18 protein-coding genes are annotated in these 20,427 nt (G+C 65.2%); 13 read left to right on the top strand and 5 right to left on the bottom strand.

What is annotated here, in order from left to right; translation table 11 throughout:
- Positions 1 to 639 (bottom strand): phosphoribosylformylglycinamidine synthase family protein (locus B7X30_RS11400; protein WP_502694430.1); only part of this gene is annotated, 639 nt, incomplete at its 3' end.
- Between the two features lie 119 nt (positions 640 to 758).
- Between B7X30_RS11400 and map the strand changes: the two genes are divergently transcribed.
- The 7 genes from map to mdoH all read left to right on the top strand — a co-directional run bounded on the left by map (position 759) and on the right by mdoH (position 10,526).
- Positions 759 to 1,577: a type I methionyl aminopeptidase gene (gene map / locus B7X30_RS11395; RefSeq protein WP_286730694.1), complete on the top strand. Its 819-nt coding sequence runs from the start codon at positions 759 to 761 to the stop codon at positions 1,575 to 1,577.
- Between the two features lie 43 nt (positions 1,578 to 1,620).
- On the top strand, positions 1,621 to 4,233 hold the full coding sequence (locus B7X30_RS11390; RefSeq protein WP_286730693.1) for a [protein-PII] uridylyltransferase: 2,613 nt from the start codon (positions 1,621 to 1,623) through the stop codon (positions 4,231 to 4,233).
- Between the two features lie 14 nt (positions 4,234 to 4,247).
- Entirely contained in the window at positions 4,248 to 4,562 is a 315-nt protein-coding gene (locus B7X30_RS11385) for a nucleotide pyrophosphohydrolase (protein WP_286730690.1), read from the top strand.
- A 366-nt stretch (positions 4,563 to 4,928) separates the two neighbouring features.
- On the top strand, positions 4,929 to 5,957 hold the full coding sequence (locus B7X30_RS11380; protein ID WP_286730689.1) for a TolC family protein: 1,029 nt from the start codon (positions 4,929 to 4,931) through the stop codon (positions 5,955 to 5,957).
- Positions 5,950 to 7,185 (top strand): efflux RND transporter periplasmic adaptor subunit, encoded by a 1,236-nt coding sequence (locus tag B7X30_RS11375; protein WP_286730687.1) that lies wholly within the window; start codon positions 5,950 to 5,952, stop codon positions 7,183 to 7,185. Before B7X30_RS11380 ends, B7X30_RS11375 begins: the two co-directional genes overlap by 8 nt.
- Positions 7,182 to 8,708 (top strand): glucan biosynthesis protein D, encoded by a 1,527-nt coding sequence (locus tag B7X30_RS11370; RefSeq protein ID WP_286730684.1) that lies wholly within the window; start codon positions 7,182 to 7,184, stop codon positions 8,706 to 8,708. The genes B7X30_RS11375 and B7X30_RS11370 overlap by 4 nt, the downstream gene beginning before the upstream one ends.
- Before the next feature lie 21 nt (positions 8,709 to 8,729).
- Positions 8,730 to 10,526 carry a glucans biosynthesis glucosyltransferase MdoH gene (gene mdoH, locus B7X30_RS11365; protein ID WP_286730683.1) on the top strand — a complete coding sequence of 599 codons (1,797 nt, stop codon included), beginning with the start codon at positions 8,730 to 8,732 and terminating at the stop codon, positions 10,524 to 10,526.
- A gap of 47 nt (positions 10,527 to 10,573) precedes the next feature.
- Here mdoH and B7X30_RS11360 read toward each other — a convergent pair whose 3' ends face one another.
- Complete coding sequence (locus B7X30_RS11360) at positions 10,574 to 12,187, bottom strand: OpgD/OpgG family glucan biosynthesis protein (RefSeq protein ID WP_286730680.1); 1,614 nt, start codon at positions 12,185 to 12,187, stop codon at positions 10,574 to 10,576.
- 451 nt (positions 12,188 to 12,638) lie between these two features.
- Positions 12,639 to 13,655 carry a class I SAM-dependent methyltransferase gene (locus tag B7X30_RS11355; RefSeq protein ID WP_286730678.1) on the bottom strand — a complete coding sequence of 339 codons (1,017 nt, stop codon included), beginning with the start codon at positions 13,653 to 13,655 and terminating at the stop codon, positions 12,639 to 12,641.
- A 177-nt stretch (positions 13,656 to 13,832) separates the two neighbouring features.
- On the opposite strand from B7X30_RS11355, the gene B7X30_RS11350 reads away from it, so the two are divergent.
- The 6 genes from B7X30_RS11350 to B7X30_RS11325 all read left to right on the top strand — a co-directional run bounded on the left by B7X30_RS11350 (position 13,833) and on the right by B7X30_RS11325 (position 18,504).
- On the top strand, positions 13,833 to 14,027 hold the full coding sequence (locus B7X30_RS11350) for a YgaP family membrane protein (protein ID WP_013123091.1): 195 nt from the start codon (positions 13,833 to 13,835) through the stop codon (positions 14,025 to 14,027).
- A 238-nt stretch (positions 14,028 to 14,265) separates the two neighbouring features.
- Positions 14,266 to 15,144 (top strand): LOG family protein, encoded by an 879-nt coding sequence (locus tag B7X30_RS11345; RefSeq protein ID WP_286730675.1) that lies wholly within the window; start codon positions 14,266 to 14,268, stop codon positions 15,142 to 15,144.
- A 2-nt stretch (positions 15,145 to 15,146) separates the two neighbouring features.
- The gene (locus B7X30_RS11340) at positions 15,147 to 16,487 is read left to right on the top strand and encodes an MBL fold metallo-hydrolase (RefSeq protein WP_286730673.1); all 1,341 of its coding nucleotides are present in this window, start codon (positions 15,147 to 15,149) and stop codon (positions 16,485 to 16,487) included.
- 337 nt (positions 16,488 to 16,824) lie between these two features.
- Positions 16,825 to 17,367, top strand: coding sequence for a septation protein A (locus B7X30_RS11335; protein ID WP_286730672.1), 543 nt, complete (start codon positions 16,825 to 16,827; stop codon positions 17,365 to 17,367).
- Positions 17,367 to 17,663 (top strand): BolA family protein, encoded by a 297-nt coding sequence (locus B7X30_RS11330; protein ID WP_013123088.1) that lies wholly within the window; start codon positions 17,367 to 17,369, stop codon positions 17,661 to 17,663. The genes B7X30_RS11335 and B7X30_RS11330 overlap by 1 nt, the downstream gene beginning before the upstream one ends.
- A 52-nt stretch (positions 17,664 to 17,715) precedes the next feature.
- Positions 17,716 to 18,504 carry a peptidylprolyl isomerase gene (locus B7X30_RS11325; RefSeq protein WP_013105822.1) on the top strand — a complete coding sequence of 263 codons (789 nt, stop codon included), beginning with the start codon at positions 17,716 to 17,718 and terminating at the stop codon, positions 18,502 to 18,504.
- Between the two features lie 69 nt (positions 18,505 to 18,573).
- On the opposite strand, the gene B7X30_RS11320 is transcribed toward B7X30_RS11325, so the two are convergent.
- Together B7X30_RS11320 and B7X30_RS11315 are read right to left on the bottom strand one after the other, a co-directional pair.
- Positions 18,574 to 19,824 carry an NAD-binding protein gene (locus B7X30_RS11320; RefSeq protein WP_286730669.1) on the bottom strand — a complete coding sequence of 417 codons (1,251 nt, stop codon included), beginning with the start codon at positions 19,822 to 19,824 and terminating at the stop codon, positions 18,574 to 18,576.
- A gap of 44 nt (positions 19,825 to 19,868) precedes the next feature.
- Positions 19,869 to 20,427, bottom strand: a 559-nt coding sequence (locus B7X30_RS11315) for an ATP-binding cassette domain-containing protein (RefSeq protein WP_286730667.1), incomplete at its 5' end; no start/stop codon positions are given.

The raw sequence follows: 20,427 nt of genomic DNA, 5'->3' as shown, positions 1-20,427 counted from the left end.
GCCGAGCTTGCGGTAGGCGTCGAGCAGATAGTCGATCTCGTCATCCGACAGCGCCAGTCCCTGCTCCACATTGGCACGCGCGAGCGCCGCGCGGCCGGCGTCAAGCGTGCCGGAGAGCACGTCCACGTGCTGCAGCGGCTGGGGGGGCAGTTCGGAAAAAAGACGCTCCAGCTCGCTGCGATGCAGCGCCACGGTTTCGGTCATGCGGTCATGCAGCAGGGCGGCGAGCTGAAGCAGTTCGGCCTCGGTCAACGGTTTGGCGGCGCGCAGCAGCCCGCTCTCCGCCTCAAGGCGGTATTGCACCGTGCGTTCCACCCGGTGCACTTCGGCGCCGCACAAACGAGCGATGTCGGTGGCCTTGGAAGCCCAGGGCGAAAGGGTGCCCAGGCGCGGCATGACATACAGGCTCTGACCCTGCGCGGGACCGGCGTAAGGATCGCCATAACGCAGCAGGCCTTCGAGTTTGTCGTGAAGCGCGGGAGTCGGGGCGGCGTCGAGCGCCACCGCATGCACATAGCGGGCATGGATACGGCGCACGCGATCGGCGATCTCCGGCGCGGTCTGGCGCAGGCGGGCCTGCAATGCGTCCTGACGATAGGCGGACAAGGCGCTGGCGCCTTCAAAAAAAAGGATGTGCATGCGGGAAGCCTGAACGGGCTGGGCGGGGTGGGAGATGGCGGTGAGCGGCAGATTATAGAAATCGCCATGACGCGCACAGGCGGCTCACGAACACATGTCAGGAGTGTGATAATTACGCCATGAGCATCACCATCAAAACCCCTGAAGAAATCGAGAAAATGCGCGTGGCCGGGCGACTGGCCTCCGAATTGCTCGATTACCTGACCCCGCATGTGCAGCCTGGCGTCACCACCAAGGCGATCGACAAGCTGGCGTACGACTACATCACCCAGGTGCAGCAGGCCATTCCGGCCCCGCTGAATTACGCGCCGCCGGGCTACACGCCCTACCCCGCGTCGATCTGCACCTCGGTCAACAACGTCATCTGCCACGGCATTCCGAACGACAAACCGCTGAAGAGCGGCGATGTGATCAACATCGACGTCACCGTGATCAAGGATGGATTCCACGGTGACAGCAGCCGCATGTTCAGCATCGGCACCGTGCCCAAGCATGTGCAGCGGCTGGTGGACATCACCTTCGAGGCCATGTGGCATGGCATCGCGCTGGTCAAACCGGGTGCGCGGCTGGGCGATATCGGCCACGTCATCCAGACCTTCGCCGAGAGCGCGGGCTACAGCATCGTGCGCGAATTCTGTGGCCATGGCATCGGCCGCAACTTCCACGAAGACCCGCAAGTGCTGCACTACGGCAAGGTGGGCACGGGAGAAGTGCTGCGCGAAGGCATGACCTTCACCATCGAGCCCATGATCAACGCCGGGCGGCGCGACATCCGCGAAATGGCCGACGGCTGGACCATCGTCACCAAAGACCGTTCGCTGTCTGCGCAGTGGGAGCACACGGTGCTGGTCACCTCCACCGGCTTTGAAGTGCTGACCACTTCGGCCGGTTGCCAGCCCGCGCCCGCCTTCGTTCGCCAGCCTGCCCTAGCCGCCTGAGCGCTGCGCTGGCCGTCATCGTGACTTCGCGCACGTCAGGCCCATGACCGCATCTGCCGCCTCCCATCCGGCTGAGGTTGCGCTGAGCGACATTCGCCTGAGCTGGAAACAGGGACGTGCCGCGCTACTCGACCACTTCGGGCAGCACCCGCAGCAGGTCACGCCGCTGCTGCACGGACTCACCCGCCTTGCCGATCAGACGCTGCAGACCCTGTGGACGACAAGCGGCATGCCGCCCGATGCGGCGCTGATCGCCGTGGGCGGCTATGGACGCGGGGAGCTGTTTCCGTTCTCCGACATCGATCTGCTTCTGCTGCTTGAGCAGACCCAGGGCAGCAACGCCGCCATCGATGCGGCCGCCTCAGGCTTCATCACCGCCTGCTGGGATATTGGCCTGGAAATCGGCCCGAGCGTGCGCACCATCGAGGCCTGCATCGACGAAGCCGACAAGGACATCACGGTGCAGACGGCCCTGCTGGAATCGCGCTTTTTGTGCGGCAACCGCGCCTTGGCTGATTCGCTGAACCGCGCGTTTTTCGCTCACCTCGATGCCCGCGCCTTCTTTCAGGCCAAGATGCGCGAGCAGCAGCAGCGCCATCTCAAATTCGAGGACACCCCCTACGCGCTGGAGCCCAATTGCAAGGAAAGCCCCGGCGGTCTGCGCGATCTGCAGGTCGTGCTCTGGGTGGCGCAGGCCAGCGGTCTGGGGCGCAGCTGGAAGGAATTGGCGGCGCATGGAATCATCCATGTCAATACCGTGCGCCAGATTCAGCGCAACGAGACCGTGATCAAGCGCATCCGCGCGCACCTGCATGTGCTGGCCGGACGGCGCGAAGACCGTCTGGTGTTCGACCAGCAATCGGCCGTTGCCAAAGTGCTCGGCTTTGCGCCCACGCCGACCAAGCGGGCTGGCGAACGTCTGATGCAGCGCTACTACTGGGCGGCGAAAGCCGTCGAGCAGATCAACCAGATCGTGCTGCTCGATATAGAGGGGCGGCTCTGGCCGCAGTCGGTAGCCGTGGCGCAGGCGATTGTCGGGCTCAAGGGTGTGCAAGACGGGCGCTATGTGCTGCGCGACGGCATGATCGAGCCCGCCAATCTCCAGCTTTTCGAACAAGAGCCTTGGACGCTGCTGGAAATTTTTGCGGTGTTCCAGCGCGCGCCCGGCGCTCGGGGGCTTTCACCCGCAGCACTACGCGCCATCTACCTGGCGCGCCACCGGATGGACAGCGCCTTCCGCCACGATCCGCGCAGCCGGGAGCAGTTCGTGCGCATCCTGCAGGCGCCGCAAGGCATCGTTCACGCCCTGCGGTTGATGAACCGCACCAGCGTGCTCGGGCGCTACCTGTGGGCGTTTCGCCGCATCGTCGGGCAGATGCAGCACGACCTGTTTCACGTCTACACCGTCGATCAGCACATTCTGATGGTCGTGCGCAATGTGCGGCGTTTTTTCATGCCCGAACATGCCCACGAATATCCGCTGTGCTCGGAGCTGGCGGCACACTTCGATCCGCCGTGGGTGCTCATCCTCGCGGCGCTGTTCCACGACATCGCCAAGGGCCGCGGCGGCGATCACTCCGAGCTGGGCGCCGTCGAAACCCGCAAGTTCTGCAAGGCGCACGGCATCAGCGCCGAACACACCGAGCTGGCCGTGTTCCTCGTGCGCGAACACCTGCAGATGTCGCGCGTGGCGCAGAAAGAAGACTTGAGCGACCCCGAGGTCATCGCCGCCTTCGCCCGGCGCGTGGGCGATGAGCGTCATCTCGTCGCCCTATACCTGCTGACCGTGGCCGACATTCGCGGCACCAGCCCCAAAGTGTGGAACGCCTGGAAAGGCAAGCTGCTCGAAAACCTCTACCGCGCCACCTTGCGCGCACTCGGCGGCCAGACGCCGCAACCCGAGGCCGAACTGCAACTGCGCCAGCGCGAGGCGCAGCGCATCCTCAACCTTTACGCCCTGCCCCAGGGCGCACAAAAGCCGCTCTGGGACACGCTGGACATGGGCTATTTCCTGCGCAACGATCCGCAAGACATTGCCTGGCACACCCGCAAGCTCTATGCCCGCGTGGCCAGCCAGTCGCCCGTGATCAGCGCGCGACTGGCGCCCGAAGGCGAGGGGCTGGAAGTGCTGGTTTACGCGCCCGACCAACCCGATCTGTTCGCGCGCATCTGCGGCTACTTCGATCATCAGAACTTCAACATTCTCGACGCCAAGATTCACACCGCCAACAACGGCTGGGCGCTCGACAGCTTCGTCGTGGTGTCACCCCATACCAAAGTGCACGACCGGGCGATGACCGGCGTGATCGAAACCTCGCTGCTCGCCGAACTGGGCCGCGCCGCGCCACTGCCGCCCCCGCATCACGGGCGACTGTCGCGGCGGGTGCGCAACTTCCCCGTCAGCCCCCGCGTCGGTCTGCGCCCCGATGAGCGCGGGCAGCGCTGGATTCTCAACGTGACCGCGCACGACCGGGCCGGGCTGCTGTTCGGCATTGCGCAGGTGCTGGCCAAACACCACATCGACCTGCAACTGGCCAAGATCACCACCCTCGGCGAGCGGGTGGAAGATACGTTTCTGGTTTCCGGCCCCGGTCTGGGTGACGCCCGGATTCAGAACACACTCGAAAACGAGCTGCTGCAGGCGATCATGGATTAGGAGGAGCACACCGTTTGGACATTCCCGCCCTGCAAGCCCGCTTGCGACAGTTTTCCGTCGACCGCAACTGGGCGCCCTACCAAACGCCGAAAAACCTGGCGATGGCAATGATCGTCGAGGCCGGCGAACTGGTGGAAATCTTCCAGTGGATGACGCCCGAGCAATCTCAGCAGGCCGGACAAGACCCTGAAATTCAACAGCACCTCGCCGACGAAATCGCCGACGTGCTGATCTATCTCGTGCAGATCGCCGATCACACCGGCGTGGATCTGCAGCAGGCGGTGGAACAGAAAATCGGCAAAAACGCCCTGAAATATCCAGCAAGCTGAGCGCCGCCCGCTGAAAATAGGACTATTTTCGACCGGGCATTTTTGCGTTACCCGGCTCCCCTGAAACCGTCTATCCCCCGCTGCGCCCACCCACTTCCAGTTTCAAGGCAGTTGCATTACTGCTCGATCCCGTTTCGGACAAGATTCTGAGGGCTTTCAATCAGGTCAGCGGCTCCGACGAAGTCTGGTTCGACTCCGCCAGAGGCGACTTTGTGCTCGCGGCGGTAGGTACACTCATGCCCTACCGTGAGCGCGTTCCGGTTGGCACATGAAAGCGTCGTCGGCGCGGGTGCAGACCGCGACACTTCGTACCATTCCCCCATCACGGCATCGATTTTTGCCTCCTGTTTCGGATTCCGACGTCCCTTGTTCAGAACATTCCAAGCCCTTTGGATCGGGTTACTCGTGCTGTGCACGTTGGGCGGTTGCGCCTCGCTGCAAAGCCCCGCCGGTGCACAGATATCCGAAGCCGCAGTGAGCGCCGACTCGGCTCCGAGTGTGCCGTGGTGGACAGAGGTCGACGACCCCTTGCTGGCTCGGCTGATCGACCACGGGCTGGCGGCGGACCCGCTCCTGGTCCGCGAAGCCCGCGCCCTGGCCGACTTGCAGGCGCGCTCGCAGCAGTGGCGCTTCCGCCTCGCCCGCTGGGTCGGCCGCATGCTGCAGCAGATGCCCGATTCCCCCGAAGTGCAGGCCGTGCGGCTGGCCGACGCGCGCCAGCGCAAGGCCGCGCGCATCGCGCGTGCCTACGTCGAGGTGCGCCGCCTGCAATGGAACCTGGCCTTGCGCCAGGCGTTCCAGGATCGGTTCCACGACGATGCCGACTTCGCGCGCTGGCGCTACGAGGCCGGGCTGGTCTCGGGGGTTGACAGCGGACTGGCGGCGTCGCTGATCGGCACCAATGCGAGCGCGCTTGCCGACACGCGCGCTCGCCTAGCCGCGGCCGAAGCGACGCTGGCGCGGCGCGCGGCGGTCGCGCCATGGCAACTGGGATTGTGGATCGCCGACGGCGCTCAAGTGCCTTGGCTCGACGCCGACGGCGCGGCCGCGGCGGCATGCGACGACGCGCAAGCGGCTGGTCTGCGCGCCGCGCTGGCCGAGGTGCGGGCGCGCGAGGCCGTACTGCCCGAGATCGAGCGCGACGCTGAGCGCACCGCGGACGATGCGCGCGCTGCCTACCGTCTGGGAACCGGCGATTTCGCCACTCTGTACGTGGCGCAAACCGCGCAACTGTCGGTGCGCGAGGCGCGCATCGACACCCGGGCGCGGCTGGCGCGTGCGGCGATCGATCTGTGGACCGACGTCGGTCTGCGCAGGAACCAGGCCAGGCTGCGCGAGCCGACGCGCAGCTCGGTCGGAGACATGCCGTTGGCAGCCGGAGCCTGCCGTGACTGAGCCGAACGACGCCTCGCAGGTCGATGTGCTGCTCGACGCGCGCCCACGCAGTCGCGCGCGGCGCTGGATCAGCATCGCGCTGCTGCTGCTGGCGCTGGGGGTGGCGGGCAGCTTGCTGCTGCGTTTTCTCGAGGGCAACACGACCCCGTACTACATGGCGCCGATCATTCGCGGCGACCTGCGTCCGCAACTGTCCATCAAAGGCCGGGCCTACCTGGTCGGCGAAATCACGGTGCGTGCGCCGCGAGATGCCTTGATCACCGCAGTACCGGTGGCTCCGGGCGACACGGTGGCGCCCGGCCAGGCGCTGGCCGTGGTGGATACCAGCGCTTTTGCACAGGCTATCGATGCCGACCGCCTGGCGCTGGCCGCCGCGCGCGACCAACTGGCGCGTGCCTTCGTGGAGTCCAGGCTGGCCGACGCCCGGATCGCGCGGTACGACAAGGTGTGGCACGAGTCGGCCCACCGCGTGCCCTCGCTGGACGAGATGGACACCGCGCGCGCGGCGGTGCGCAGCGCGGCACTCGCGGTGCGGCGGGATCGTGTGTTGCTCGCTGCGGCCCAGCGCCGCCTCGACGACGACATGGCCAATCTGCAGGCCATGCTGCCGCGCGCTCCCATCGCCGGGGTGGTGGTCCGGTCGCTGGTGGCGCCGGGCAGTCAGGTTCAGGTCGGACAGCCGCTGCTCGAACTGGCGCCGCTGGACGCCCCCGCGCGCGTGATCGTGCCGCTGCCCCCTGGTATCGAGTCGCTGCCCGCGGGGCAGTCGGCACAGGTGGTCATCTCCGGCACCGATGGCGCAGAGCGCGCTGCCACTTTGCTGCGTACCACCACCGACCCGGCGGGTGTGCGCCAGGCCGAGTTCGCGCTGGCGCCCGATCCGCGCATTCCGCCGGCCGCCGCGGCCACGCTCAAAATGACCCTGCCGGTTCGCCACAATGTGCTGCTGGCGCCGAACACGGCGCTGGCCTTCGCCCCCCATTGCTCGACGCAACCCGAACTCGAACGCAGCAGCCTCTGCCTGCTCGATCGCGACGGCACGGCGCGCAGCGTGTCCATCGTCGCCGGTCCCAGCGACGGCCATCGCACGCAGATCCTCGGCGGGCCGGTGCGTCCGGGACAACTGGCGATCATCGGCTGGCGCGCGGCGCCGGGCGCGTCAGGCCCGAAACCCGGTACTCCGGCCCGTGACCCAGCCATCGCGCCCTCGACCCCCACGGCACCATGACCCCCTCCGCTCCCAAGTTCACCCGCCGCCAGGCCGGCGGCGCGCTTGCTTCGCTGGCCGCCGGGCTGCTGCAACCCGGCATGGCCTTCGCCGCAGGGGGCGGCCGCTGGGGCCCGCCGCGGCCGTTTTCCTGGGATCTGCTGGTCGAGCGCGCGCGCCGACTCGCGGGCCGTCCCTACGTGGCGCCCCGCCCGTCGGCGCACGCGGCATTGGACTCCGACGCCTTCGTGCGCCTGGCCTACGGCGCCGCCGAAGCGGTGACGGGCACGGTGCGCCTGTTCCCGCCGCGCCGTGGCGTGGCGCCGCTGGCCGTGTCGATCCATGTCGTCGACCACGGCGTGGCCAGGAGACTGATCGACACGCACGGGCTGTTCGACAGCGGACAGACCGCCGATCCGGCTGGCTGGCGCGTGCTGGCGCCCGACGCGCGCACCGACTGGATGGCTTTTCTCGGGGCCTCGTACTTTCGCTGCTCGGGGACATCCAACCGCTACGGCCTCTCGGCACGGGCCATCTCGGTGGACACCGGCCTGCCGGGGCCGGAGGAGTTCCCAGTATTCACCGACTTCTGGATCGAGCAGCCGTCGGACGACCACGTGATCACCCACGCCCTGCTCGACGGCCCTTCGCTGGCCGGGGCCTACGCCATCGACACCTGGCGTCACGAGGGCGTGGACGTGGTGCAGGACGTGCGTTGTGCACTCTTCCTGCGACGCGATGTGCAGCGCCTGGGCATCGCCCCGCAGACCAGCATGTTCCTCTACGACCAGACGCGCGCCGACGGCATGCCCCACCCCCATCCGATCGGCGATTGGCGCCCGCAGGTGCACGATTCCGGGGGCCTGGCCATCCGCACCGGAGCCGGCGAGCGCATCTGGCGCCCGCTCCACAACCCGGCTCAGGCGCGCGTGAACGCCTTCCGCGCCGATCACCCGGGCGGCTTCGGCCTCATGCAGCGCGATCGCGATTTCACCAACTACGAGGACGACACGTTGTTCTACGAACTGCGGCCTTCGCTGTGGGTGCAGCCCCAGGGCGACTGGGGCACGGGCAGCGTGATGCTCTACGAGATGGCGTCGATCTCGGAGACTGTGGACAACATCGGCGCATTCTGGGTTGCCGACGAACCGGCGCGTGCCGGGCAGCGCCGCGACGTGGCGTACCGGTTGACGTGGACGTCCGCCGATCCCAGCACCGATGCCAACGCGCACTGCTGCAATCTGTTGATCGGGCCGGCTGGTCCGGCCGACACCCCGCCCGATCCGTCCACGCGCAAGTACGTGTTCGACTTCCGCGGCGATGTGCTGGCCGGGCTGGATGATGCCAGCGGCGTGCAGGCGCTGACCAACCTGCCGGCTTCCGCGGTCATGGGCCTGCGCGCCCATCGCCTGTACGGCCGCAAAAACTCCTGGCGCGTCGTGCTGGACCTGCGCCTGGGGCTGGCGCAAAAGGAGTTCCGCTTGTTCCTGCGCCGCGGGACGCAGGCACTCAGTGAGACCGTCGTGGTCACGCTCGAGGATTGAGTCACCGCGCACGCATACGCCATGTCCGCTAATCACGCGATAAACCCCGCGCCCCCGATGCTGCCTCCAGAGGCCGCGCTCGACATGCCTATCCAGCGCCTGGACGGCCCACCTCCGGGGGCGATCGAGGTGAAGACCCAGCCGCACGGCCTGCTGATCAAGCGCCTGCTGCTCATCGCGCTGACGGCCGTGCTCGCGCTGGCGGCGTCCACGCAACTGCGCATGGTGCTCGCGCGCGAGCAGGTCAACGCGCTCGACATCGTGCTGCTGGTGATGTTCGTGCCGCTGTTCGGGTGGATCTCCTTCGGTTTCGTGAATTCGGCCATCGGCTTCTACAAGCTGATCAGCGGAGATCATCCGGGCTTCACGCCGGTGCCCAGCCCGGCGCAGCCGCTGCGCCATCGCGTCGCGGTACTGATGCCGATCTACAACGAGGATGTCGACGCCACCTTCGGCCGCGTGCGCACCATGGCGCGCTCCATCGCTGCGGCAGGGGGAGCCGCCTGGATCGACTTTTTCGTGCTGAGCGACTCGAGCGAGGACAACGGCGAGCGCGAGCAGGCGGCGTGGCTCGCGTTGGCGCGCGAGGCCCCCATCGCGGTGTACTACCGCCGGCGCGAGCACAACACCGCACGCAAACCGGGCAACATCGCCGATTGGGTGCGCCGGTTCGGCGCCGCCTACGAGTGCATGCTGGTGCTCGACGCCGACAGCCTGATGAGCGGTGACGCCATCGTGGGCATGGCGTCGATCATGGAGGAGCGGCCGTCGATCGGGTTGCTGCAGACGGTGCCGATGATCACCAACGCGCACACCCTGTTCCAGCGCTGGATGCAGTTCGCCAGCGAAGCCTACGGCCCTATCGCCACAGCGGGCCTGCTGTGGTGGTCGGGCTCGGAAGCCAATTTCTGGGGCCACAACGCGATCGTGCGCACGCGCGCGTTCGCGCAGAGCTGCGGCCTGCCCGAGTTGCCGGGCAAGCATCCATTAGGCGGCCATATTCAGAGCCACGACATGTTCGAGTCGGCTCTGCTGCGCCGACGCGGCTGGGCGGTTCACATGGTGATGATCGACGGCAGCTACGAGGAATTCCCGCCGTCGATCATCGACTACGCCAAGCGCGACAGGCGCTGGATGCAGGGTAACCTTCAACACCTGCGGCTGCTCGGCACCTCGGGGCTGCACTGGGCCAGCCGGCTACATCTGCTGCTCGGGGCCTCGGCCTACCTGACCTCGCCGGGTTGGCTGTTACTGCTGCTGACCAGCGCCTTGCAGGTGATCTTTTCCCGCGAGGCCACGCTGATGGGGATCTCGACTTCCTGGGTGCTGTGGCTCACGCTGCTGCTGCTGTTCGGCCCCAAGCTGATGGGACTGACCTGGATGCTGTCGTCCGCCGCCCGCAGGCGCAGCTTCGGCGGCGCTGCACGCATCGTGCGATCCGTGGCGCTGGATATTCCCCTGGCGATGCTGATGGCGCCGGTGATCATGATGACCCAGACCAAGAGCTTGCTGGCAATGGCGCTGGGAATTCCCTCCGGCTGGTCGGCCCAGGTGCGCGAGGCTCGCCGCATCCCGGTGCTGTCGACCCTTGCCGACCTGCGCGAGCACCTCGTGCTCGGTCTGGCCTTCGCCGCGCTGGCTTGGTTCGACCCGGTGGTCGGCCTGTGGTTCTTGCCGATCACGCTCGGGCTACTCAGTTCGCCCTGGCTGATCAGCTGGACCTCCAGCGAGCGCCTGGGAAGCCTGGCCCATGCCTTGGGCTTTTTCTGGGTGCCAGCTCCGCAACTGGGGGAAGAGACGCCGGAGCCGGATTCCTGAGCGCCCCCAGACCAGCCGCTGCGCGTCAGGCCCCCGCGGCGCCATGGTCAGGTCTGGACGTAACTGCGCTGCACGGCGAGCGGCGGCGGCGTGTATTGGTAGATCCAAGTTTCGGTGAGCGCCTGGCCGTCGAGCTGCAGGAACAGCCTGAGGTTGATCGGCTCTACGGCTTCACCGGGCACCAGGTCGAACATCGCGCGCCAGCCCTTGAGAGGCAGCAACGGGCGGGCCGACACGAGTTGTACGTGGCCGTGCGAGGTGCTGACCACGGCGCGGACTTTGTCGCTGGCGACCAGCATCGGCAGATCGCCGCCGACGAAATCGATCACGAAGCGCCAGGAGAACTCACTGCGCTTCTGGCCGACGATCCCGCCGATGCCGTCGCGGGTCGCTTGGACGTGTCCGAGTCGGGATGCGAAGGGATTCTCGCGGCACCAGTACAAGCGGTAGCCATAGCTGTAGTCGCGGCCGGGAACGATTTCTTCGGCCGGATTCCAGAACGCCACGATATTGTCCATCGTCTCATCGATGGTGGGGATTTCCACCAGCATGACCGCGCCCTTGCCCCAGGCACCCTTCGGGGCGACCCAGCAACTCGGCCGCCGGTCGTACCAGACCCCGTCGTCCTGGTAGTCGGCGAAGTTATGGTCGCGCTGCATCAGGCCGAAACCGCGCGGATTGTCGTCGAGGTAGGAATTGACCTGGAGATGCGCCGGGTTGGTGAGCGGACGCCAGATCCACTCTCCGACGCCGGTGTGCATCTGCAGGCCGTCCGAGTCGTGGATCTGCGGGCGCCAGTCGTCGGCCACACGGTGGTCGTTTTCCCCGACCAGATACATGCTGGTGCCCGGCGCGATGCCCAGCCGCTCGATCCGACGGCGCGGGTAGAGCGTGAAGTCCACGTCCATCACCAGCGTGCTCGCCACATCGATGATGAAACGATAAGCGCCGGTGACGCTCGGGGAGTCGAGCAGGGCATACACGGTGAGCAGCGTCGATTCGGGTGCGGGCTTCTGCAGGTAGAAGGCGACGAAGTCGGGGAATTCCTCCGGCCGGGCCATGCCTGTGTCGATCGCCAGTCCGCGCTGTGACATGCCGTACTGGCCGCTGGCGTCGACAGCGCGGAAGTAGGAGGCGCCCTGGAACACCGCCCGGTCGTCCGCCCAGTTGGTGTGAAACAGCACGTTGAATCCGGAAAAGCCCAATTGCTTCGGAATCTCACCCGGCTTCAGTCCCGAGCGGCTGTAGTCGAACAGTGTCGGATCGAACAGGATCTGGCGCGCGGTATTGCGCTCCACGGCGTACATGCGCACCGAGCGCTTCATGGTGTAGCCGAGGTGATCGAAGCGGATGCGAAAGAAGAGATCGTCCTCACACCACAGCGTGCGCTCGGGACGGTAGCTGATCGACTGCCACTGGTCCCAGGAGAGCTTCTGCACCGCAGCCGGCAGCGGCGCGACTGGTTCGCTGTAAGCGGTGAGCGACTTCGCTTGCGCCAGCCCCTTCAACCAGTCGAAAGAGAACTGCTGCGGCTCTCCGAAGTGCGCGATGCCGCGCGCCGGCGCCGGTGGCGGCCGCTTTTCTTGCTTGAATTCCATTGGCCAGGGCGCCAGCGCGGCGAAATTCGCCGCACTGCCGCGCAGAAAATCACGTCGATGCATCAATGTGTCCTCAGTTCTTGCGCCAGGGGATCGGCCTGCGCCATCGGTGCGCAGCGATGGCGTCCTTCAGGGGCTGGGTCTGCAGTGCGGCGAGCTTGCTCGCGGATCGGTCTCTTGCGGGGTCAGCAGCAACCGAGGCCGCCGCAGCCAGTGCGCCGGGGCGATGCGACTTGTGAACATGGTAAGCGGCGCCGAAAGCGCCACACCGCGGATCACCGGCAACACCAGCCGACGTCGTGCGGGGCAAACTCCAGGATCAGCGCCCCCACATCCGCCCGATCAGCACAGGCCAGGCGTGCCAGCGTGCCGACTGACGCACAAAACCGCCGCGCCAACGTCCTCATCTCGGACGAGGCGAGCATTCGCCGCGGCCCGCACCAACCGTTCAACTTGAGAGCCCTCGCGGCTGGGCCGGCAAGCAAAGGATCAACGCCGCAGGTTCGCTACGGCTTTATCTCTGTGCGACGACCACGGCCTCGTTGCCCTGTGCGAAGAGGTGCACCTGCGACTGCAGACCCGCCTGGGCAAAAGCCGCCTGGATTTCGTCCGGCCGCAGGAAATGGTTACCCTGCACATGTTCGCTGAGATTCTGAAACGCCAGCCCCTTACGGCTGGGTTCGCGCAGGGCGGTGCGGTCTGCCGGCCAGGCCGGTTCCCAGATCACCATATAACCGCCCGGCTTGAGATTGCCGCGCAGCCAGGTGAACAGCGTGTGGGTGTCTTTCTCCCATACATGATGCAGGGCGCGGTTCATCGCAATCAGGTCGGCAGGTTCTTCCAGCGTGAGCGCGTGGATGTCACCCTGGATGAAACGCAGCCTGTCGGCCAAGCCCTGCTGCCGGGCAATGTCTTCGGCTTGGGCGATGTTCTCCTGGAAACCGTCGATGCCCAACCCCCGCAGCTTGCCACAGCGCCGCGCCAGTGCGCGCAAATACCAGCCATTGCCGCAGCCCAGGTCGACGGCAAGACCTCCGCGGGCGTCCACATCGGCGAAAGCGGGTACTGCCGGACAAATCGTTTGTTCGAACATCGATGCGAAATTCGCCTCTAGCATCGGCCCGAACCAGGGCAACACGGTGTCGCGCTCGGCCAAAACCTGCTCGCCTGGGCGTTCCCCAGTGCGCATCAGCCCTGCCGCGCGCTCGGCCATGTGCGCCGACAGGACGGATTGCACGGCCATCGGCATAAGCGTGCCCGGGGCATCGGGGCGCATGGCTTCGCCTGTCGTCGTAAGACGGAAGACGTCGCCCTGTGCCTCCAGATAACCGAAGGCGTAGGCGGCGTCGCACCAGCGCAGCACATAGGCAGAATCCAACCCGGCCGCATCGGCCAAGGTGGCGGCAGACGCCGTGCCCAGGCGATGCAGGGTGCTGAAGAGGCCGTTGACGACGCCGATGTAAGCGATGTTCAGGCTAAGCGCGGCCTGGGATTGCTGGCGAAATTGGGTTTTAAGGTCGTCTACAGTCATGGGAAAACGTGGAGTGATGAAAAAGTCGGGTCGCGATACCTGTCATGCTCTGCGGCATGCTCCAGCATGCATGCACAGCGTACGGATTTCCGATAAGCCCTGATGTATCAGGATGCTGCTAGAGTCAAAACCGTTCAAATTGGCCTATTCGTTCAATACATCCGGAGAAACACACTCATGACAGTCAATGAAGGAACCTTGGATCGCGCTCTTCGCGTGATAGTGGGTCTGGTGCTTATCGCCCTGACGCTGACCCATGTGATTGGCCTCTGGGGCTGGATTGGCGTTGTGCCTTTGGTCGCGGGGGCGGTGGGCATTTGTCCGCTCTACATGGTGCTCGGCATTCGCACCTGCCCGATGCGCAAGAAGTGATTTGCGGGGCTGCTTCGACCGGCTCCCTCCCGCGCAGCATCACAGTTGCGTCGCATCGTCGGTGAAGACCTGGCCCATGCCGAGGGTTTTGACCTAAAGTGTCTGGCGATGAAACAGGTGCGCGAGGAGATGGGGCTGAGCAACGCCCTACAGATGCTGCCTTCGTGCGCCGCATCAAGCAGGCCGATGACAAGCCCAGAAGCGTACCCAACCGCTGCCTTGGGAACGTCCCAAACCGGTGGAGGAAGAGGCACAAGCGCAGGCCCGGCTGCGCGCCATCATGGAGCATCCGTCGTATGTCGAGGCCGACCGCGATGTGGCGTTTCTCCATACCGACGCGCACCGCGGCCTGCGATTGCAGCTCGACTATGAGAAAGCCGAGCAGGCGTTGCAGGCGCACGGCATCACTCGCACCATCGTGGTCTTCGGCAGCACGCGGCTGCGCGAGCCGCAGACGGCGCGAAGCGAGCTCGAACAAGCCCGGCGTCAGGCTGCCGAGCAACCGCACGACGCGGCCGTCGCCCGGGCGCTGCGTCTGGCCGAGCGCCGCATGGCGCTGTCGCGCTATTACCAAATCGGCTTCGAACTCGGCCAGATGATCGGCGCAGCGCGGATTCCAGGGCTCGCGGTGATGACCGGCGGCGGCCCTGGCGGCATGGAGGCAGCCAATCGCGGCGCGTTCGAGGCGGGGGCTGAAACCCTGGGTTTGAACATCTCCCTGCCGCGCGAGCAATACCCCAACCCCTACCTGACGCCGGGGCTGTGTTTTCAGTTTCATTACTTCGCGCTGCGCAAGCTGCACTTCATGCAGCGCGCCGCAGCCATCGTCGCGCTGCCGGGCGGCTTCGGCACGCTCGATGAACTGTTCGGCGCACTCACGCTGATCCAGACCCGCAAATCCGCCCCCATTCCCATCGTGCTGATCGGCGAGTCGTACTGGCGCGGCGTGTTCAACGTCGACTTTCTGCTCGAAGCCGGCAGCATCGACGAAGAAGATGCCCGGCTGTTCTGGTTTGCCGAAGACGCGCGGGAGGCCTGGGAGGGCATTTGCACCTGGCATGCCCGCAACGGCTCGCCGCTGGAAGGCTCCGCAACCGAGTCACCACAAGGACAATAACCATGAAACTCTCCTTCCACGGCGCCGATCGCAATGTCACCGGCTCCTGCCATCTGCTGCATGCGCAGGGCATGCGAGTGCTCATCGACTGCGGCATGTTCCAGGGCAGCCATGAACTCGACGAGGAAAACGCCGAGGACTTCGGCTTCGACCCCAAGTCGATCGACCTGTTGCTGCTCACCCATGCGCACCTCGATCACTGCGGCCGCATTCCGCTGTTGGTCAAGCGCGGGTTTCGCGGCGAGATCATCACCACGGCGGCCACGCGTGAACTCACCCGTGTGGTGCTGCTCGACGCCGCCCATCTGCAGGAAGAGGAGGCCGAGCGCAACACGCGTCACGCCCATCGTCGCGGCGACGCCCAGGCACAGCCGCTCTACACCACGCTCGATGCGCTCAATGCCCTGGAGTTTTTCGGCCGTACCGCGGTCTATGGGCAGACGCTGGAGCTCGCACCGGGCCTGAGCGCCACCTTTTTCGATGCCGGACACATTCTGGGCTCAGCCAGCATCCGCATTGAACAGACCGCATCGGGGGCGCACCGCTCGGTGATTTTCTCTGGCGACCTGGGCAATGGCGGCCACGCCGTGCTGCGCGACCCGCAACTGCCGCCCCGCGCCGACTCGGTGGTGATGGAGACGACCTACGGCGACCGTTTGCACAAACCCATCGAGCCCTCGATCGCCGAACTGTTCGCGGCCATCAGCGAGACCCTCAAGCGCGGGGGAAATGTCGTCATTCCGACATTTGCACTCGAGCGCGCGCAGGAGATTCTCTTTTACCTGCGCGAAGGCCTCGAGGCGGGCAAACTGCCTCGCACCTTGCCGGTCTTTCTCGATTCCCCGATGGCGATTTCCGCCACCGAAATCTTCCGCCACCACCCCGAGTGCTACGGCAACGCCATTGACGCTTTGTTTCGCGCAGGCAGCGACCCGTTTTCCTTGCCGGGGCTGCGCTTCACCCGTGAAGCCGCCGATTCCATCGCCCTTAACCGTCTGGTGGGCGGCGCGGTCATCATGGCCGGCTCGGGCATGGCCACCGGCGGGCGGGTGCGGCATCACCTGCGTCACAACCTGGGGCGGCACGAGTCCAGTGTGGTGTTTGTCGGATATGCCGCGCGCGGCACCCTCGCGCGGCTGCTGATCGATGGCGCCAAGAAGGTCAAGCTGTTTGGTGAAGAGATTCCGGTGCACGCGCGGCTCTACACCATCAACGGCTTCTCGGCACACGCCGATCAGCGCGAACTGCTCGCCTGGCAGCACACGGCGATCCGCACAGCATGGACGCGTTTGCCGCGCTGCTCAAAAACACCCGGGTACAACGCCCGAAACAAGGCGATGTGATCGATCTCTGATCCCGCTTTACCTCGAACTTGAAAACTGCCATGTGCTCATCGCTGAACAAGACAGCCGCTTTGCCGCAGCGGGGGCCGAGATCGCCGCATCCGCCCGCAAACTACCGGTCCAGGCTGACATGGAGAACGCCTCATGACCCGGACCGCGGGCAACAATCCCGCTAACCAGATGATGGGGGCTGCCACCGCCAGGTGTAGGGACGCAGGTAGGAGCACCTTCGGTAAGCCGATACCATCGACCAATTGTTATTCCGCTGGCGCCAGCAGCCCATTGAATCTTTGAGGCAACTTTCTGCGGCCCAAAAAATCTATTTTTTATTTTTCATATGCCTAAACTGATTTTTGATTTCTTCCCCATCATCCTGTTTTTCATCGTATTCAAGGTGGCGGGCATTTACGCCGCCACGGCGGTGACCATCGCCGCGACCTTTGCGCAAATCGGCTGGGTCTGGTTCAAGCACCGCAAGGTCGAGCCGATGCTGTGGATGAGTCTGGCCGTGGTCGTCGTCTTCGGCGGCGCGACCTTGCTGTTCCACAACGACACCTTCATCAAGTGGAAACCCACCGTGCTGTACTGGCTGTTCGCCCTCATCCTCGCCGGCGCGCAACTGTTTCAGGGCAAGAATCTGATGCGCGCCCTCATGGGCAAGCAGATGCAACTCCCCGATCCGATCTGGAACCGCGTCAACTGGTCGTGGGTGGCTTTTTTCGCGCTGATGGGCATGCTCAACATCGTGATCGCCTACAACTTTTCCACCAACCTCTGGGTGGACTTCAAGCTGTTCGGCAGCTTGGCGCTGACGCTGGTGTTCGTGCTCGGGCAGTCGCTGCTGCTGGCCAAACATATGAAGCTGGACGAGAACGCTTGATGTCCGGGCCGATTTCCCGCCGAGATCGCATCGAGACCCTGTTGCAGCAGGCGCTCAAGCCCGAAACACTGCAGGTGACCGACGACTCCGCCGCTCACGCCGGGCATGGCGGATTCGATGCGATGGGCAGCCATTTCCGCGTGCGCATCGTCAGCGCGCGGTTCGCTGGCGCCTCGCGTCTCGCGCGGCACCGCCTCGTGTATGATGCCTTGGCTTCGATGATGCACCATGAGATTCATGCGTTGGTGCTCGATTGCCAGGCCCCCGGAGACCCTCCCGAGGTCAGCGCACACTGAAAAGTTGACCGTGCGCCCTGGTCGTTTGTTCCCTCCCCTTCTGGATGACTTCATGTTGAAACTCTCCCGCATTCTGGCCGTTGCCGCATTGAGCTGCGCGTTTGCCGCCCCCGTCTGGGCACAGAACATCGCCACTGTGAATGGCAAACCCATTCCGCAGTCCCTGGCCGACTCCGTCGCCAACAGCATGGCCAAGCAGCAGGGTCAGGCCGTCACGCCCCAACTCAAAGAGATGGTGAAGAACGAGCTGATCAGCCGTGAAGTGATGGTGCAGGAAGCCGACAAGCTCGGCCTGGACAAAGAAACCGCAGTGCAAGACGAGATTCGCATCGCGCGTCAGAACATCCTCATCCGCGCGCTGTTCAACGCCTATCTGCAAAAGCATCCCATCACCGATGCCCAGATCAAGGCCGAATACGATAAATTCGTCAAGAGCTTCGGCTCCACCGAATACAAGGCGCAGCACATCCTGGTGCCGAGCGAAAAAGAAGCTCAGGACATCATCGCCCAGCTGAAAAAAGGCGCCAAGTTCTCCGAACTAGCGAAGAAATACTCCAAGGACACCGGCAGCGCAGCCAATGGCGGCGATCTGGGTTGGTCCACCCCCAACAACTATGTGCCGCCGTTCGCCAAGGCGCTTGAAGCCCTCAAGCCCGGCCAGTACACCCAGACGCCGGTGCAGAGCCAGTTCGGCTGGCATGTGATCAAGCTCGACGCCACCCGCCCGGCCAAGGCCCCAACGCTCGATCAACTCAAGCCGCAAATCCAGGCCGAACTGCAGCGCCAGGAAGTCACCAAGTATCAGGACGAACTGCGCGCCAAAGCCAAGATTACCGAGTGATCCGGCTTCGGCCCTGCAACAAAACGCCCGCAAATGCGGGCGTTTTTCATGGCTTGATCAGTTCATGCCTCAAGTCTCTGGAAACAACAGTTTGTGAACGGTGCTGTTGTCGATGGGCTCGTCGAACAGATCGCGCGCGAGCAACTGACTGCCGAGTAGCTGCGGGGCGAACAGCACGTCGGGTTGCACCCGCCGGATTTTGTTGACATGCCGCACGTCGTTGACCCCGGCGATGGTCTTCACGCCCGGGGCCAATTCCTTCACCGCGAGCACGGCGAAGGCGTTTTCGGCATCGTCGTCGCGCAGGGTGAGCACGGCCTTGGCCTTGGGCACACCGGCGAGTTCGAGCGTTTCGCTGCGCGTGGCGTCGGCGGTGATGACGTCGGCGGTTTCGGGAAACGGCGAGGGGTGGCCGCTGGGAGCGATGATGGTGACCGGCACGCCCCGGCTGCTCAGCTCCTTCCACATGGCATAAGCCAGGCTCGACGCGCCGATGATGACGTAATGGTTTTTGCGCTGTTCGCGTTGCATTTTTCCCTCCAGAGTCCGTTTGAGACTGCCCCCGATCAGCGGCCCGATCACGACCGACAGCGTGGTGGCAAACACCGAAATGCCCACCACGATCATCGATACGGTGAACATTCGTGCCTGCACAGTGTGCGGCACGATGTCGCCATAGCCGACCGTGGACATGGTCTCGATGGTGTAATAAAACGCCGTGGGCAGGCTGTGAATCGGCGGCGTGTATCCCGCGCCGAACCACAGGCTGCCCAGCGTGCCGTAGATCAGCAAGCTGCCTACACCCAGCAGGGCAAATAGTGAGCTGGCGGCCAGGCTGCTGCGGGCAAAGCGGCTGGTGTAAAGCAGCAGCGCCAGCAGCAACAGGCCCGAGAGCGCAATGGTGGCGTTGATCCCTCCATGAGCTGCCCACAATGCCAGCCCGGCCGACAGGGCGCTGAGCAGCACCCCGAGCACCCAGGCCACCCGAGCCCGCAGCAGCAAGCCCGGCACCATGAGAATGAGCCCGATGCCGATGATCACATGCGGAAACGCGGCCAGATCGGCCAGACCGGAGATGCCGTCGGCGCCCTGCGCCAGGATGTCGAGCACGGCCTGGCGCATCTGCACGAATTGCGGGCTGATCTGCACCGCGCCTGTTGCCAGCGCCAGAAAGGCGATCAGCCACTGTGGTCCGTTTTGCCCCAGCTTGCTCAGCAGCAGCCGCATTGCCGTGCTCACCCTGGCCTTGAGCACACGCCAGCGGCTGGCCCTGGGCAGCGGGGGTTTGGGGGTATCCGGGTGCGAGATCGTTGTTGCCATGGCGTAAGTATCGGCGATCCGCAGCCGCAGCCCTGAATCGAGCGCTACAGGGCCACCCAGGCGCGGAGTCCGTTGGCGTCGCGCAACTGCGTCCAGCGGCAGTCGTACAGATGATGCAGCCGCTCGGCTTGCAGAGCAGCCTCGCAGGTGTCGAAGAACCAGCCTTGCGCCTGTTGCTGCAAGCCGAGGCCCAGCACATGGGTGGCACAACGCGCGACCCAGTTCACATCGTGCGCACAAAACACCACCACGCGGTCGCTAAGGTTGGACAGCACCGAGCCCACGAGGGACTGATGCCCAGGATCTTGAAACGCCACCGGCTCGTCGAGCAGCAGCAGGGTTGCGCCTTGTACCAGCGCCTGCGCCAGACTCACCCGTTGCCGCTCACCGGCGGACAGGTCGAGCACCGGGCGATCACGCAGCGCCCAGGCATCCACCCGGCGCAGTGCCTCATGGGCGGAGGGCCCGTCTGGTTCCGGCTGCGAGAGTTCGAGCAGGGCGAGCGCCGACAGGTTGAAGCGGTCGCGCGGCTGGGCTGGCATGAGGGTGCGCAGCGCTGCCAGACGCTCCGGGCCCAGTTCAGACAAGGGCTGCCCGGCCAGC

The sequence above is a fragment of the Thiomonas sp. 13-64-67 genome (genome assembly GCF_002282795.1).
In the GTDB taxonomy this organism is placed as follows: Bacteria; Pseudomonadota; Gammaproteobacteria; order Burkholderiales; family Burkholderiaceae_C; genus Thiomonas; species Thiomonas arsenitoxydans.
This window is presented reverse-complemented; position numbering and strand designations above follow the sequence as displayed.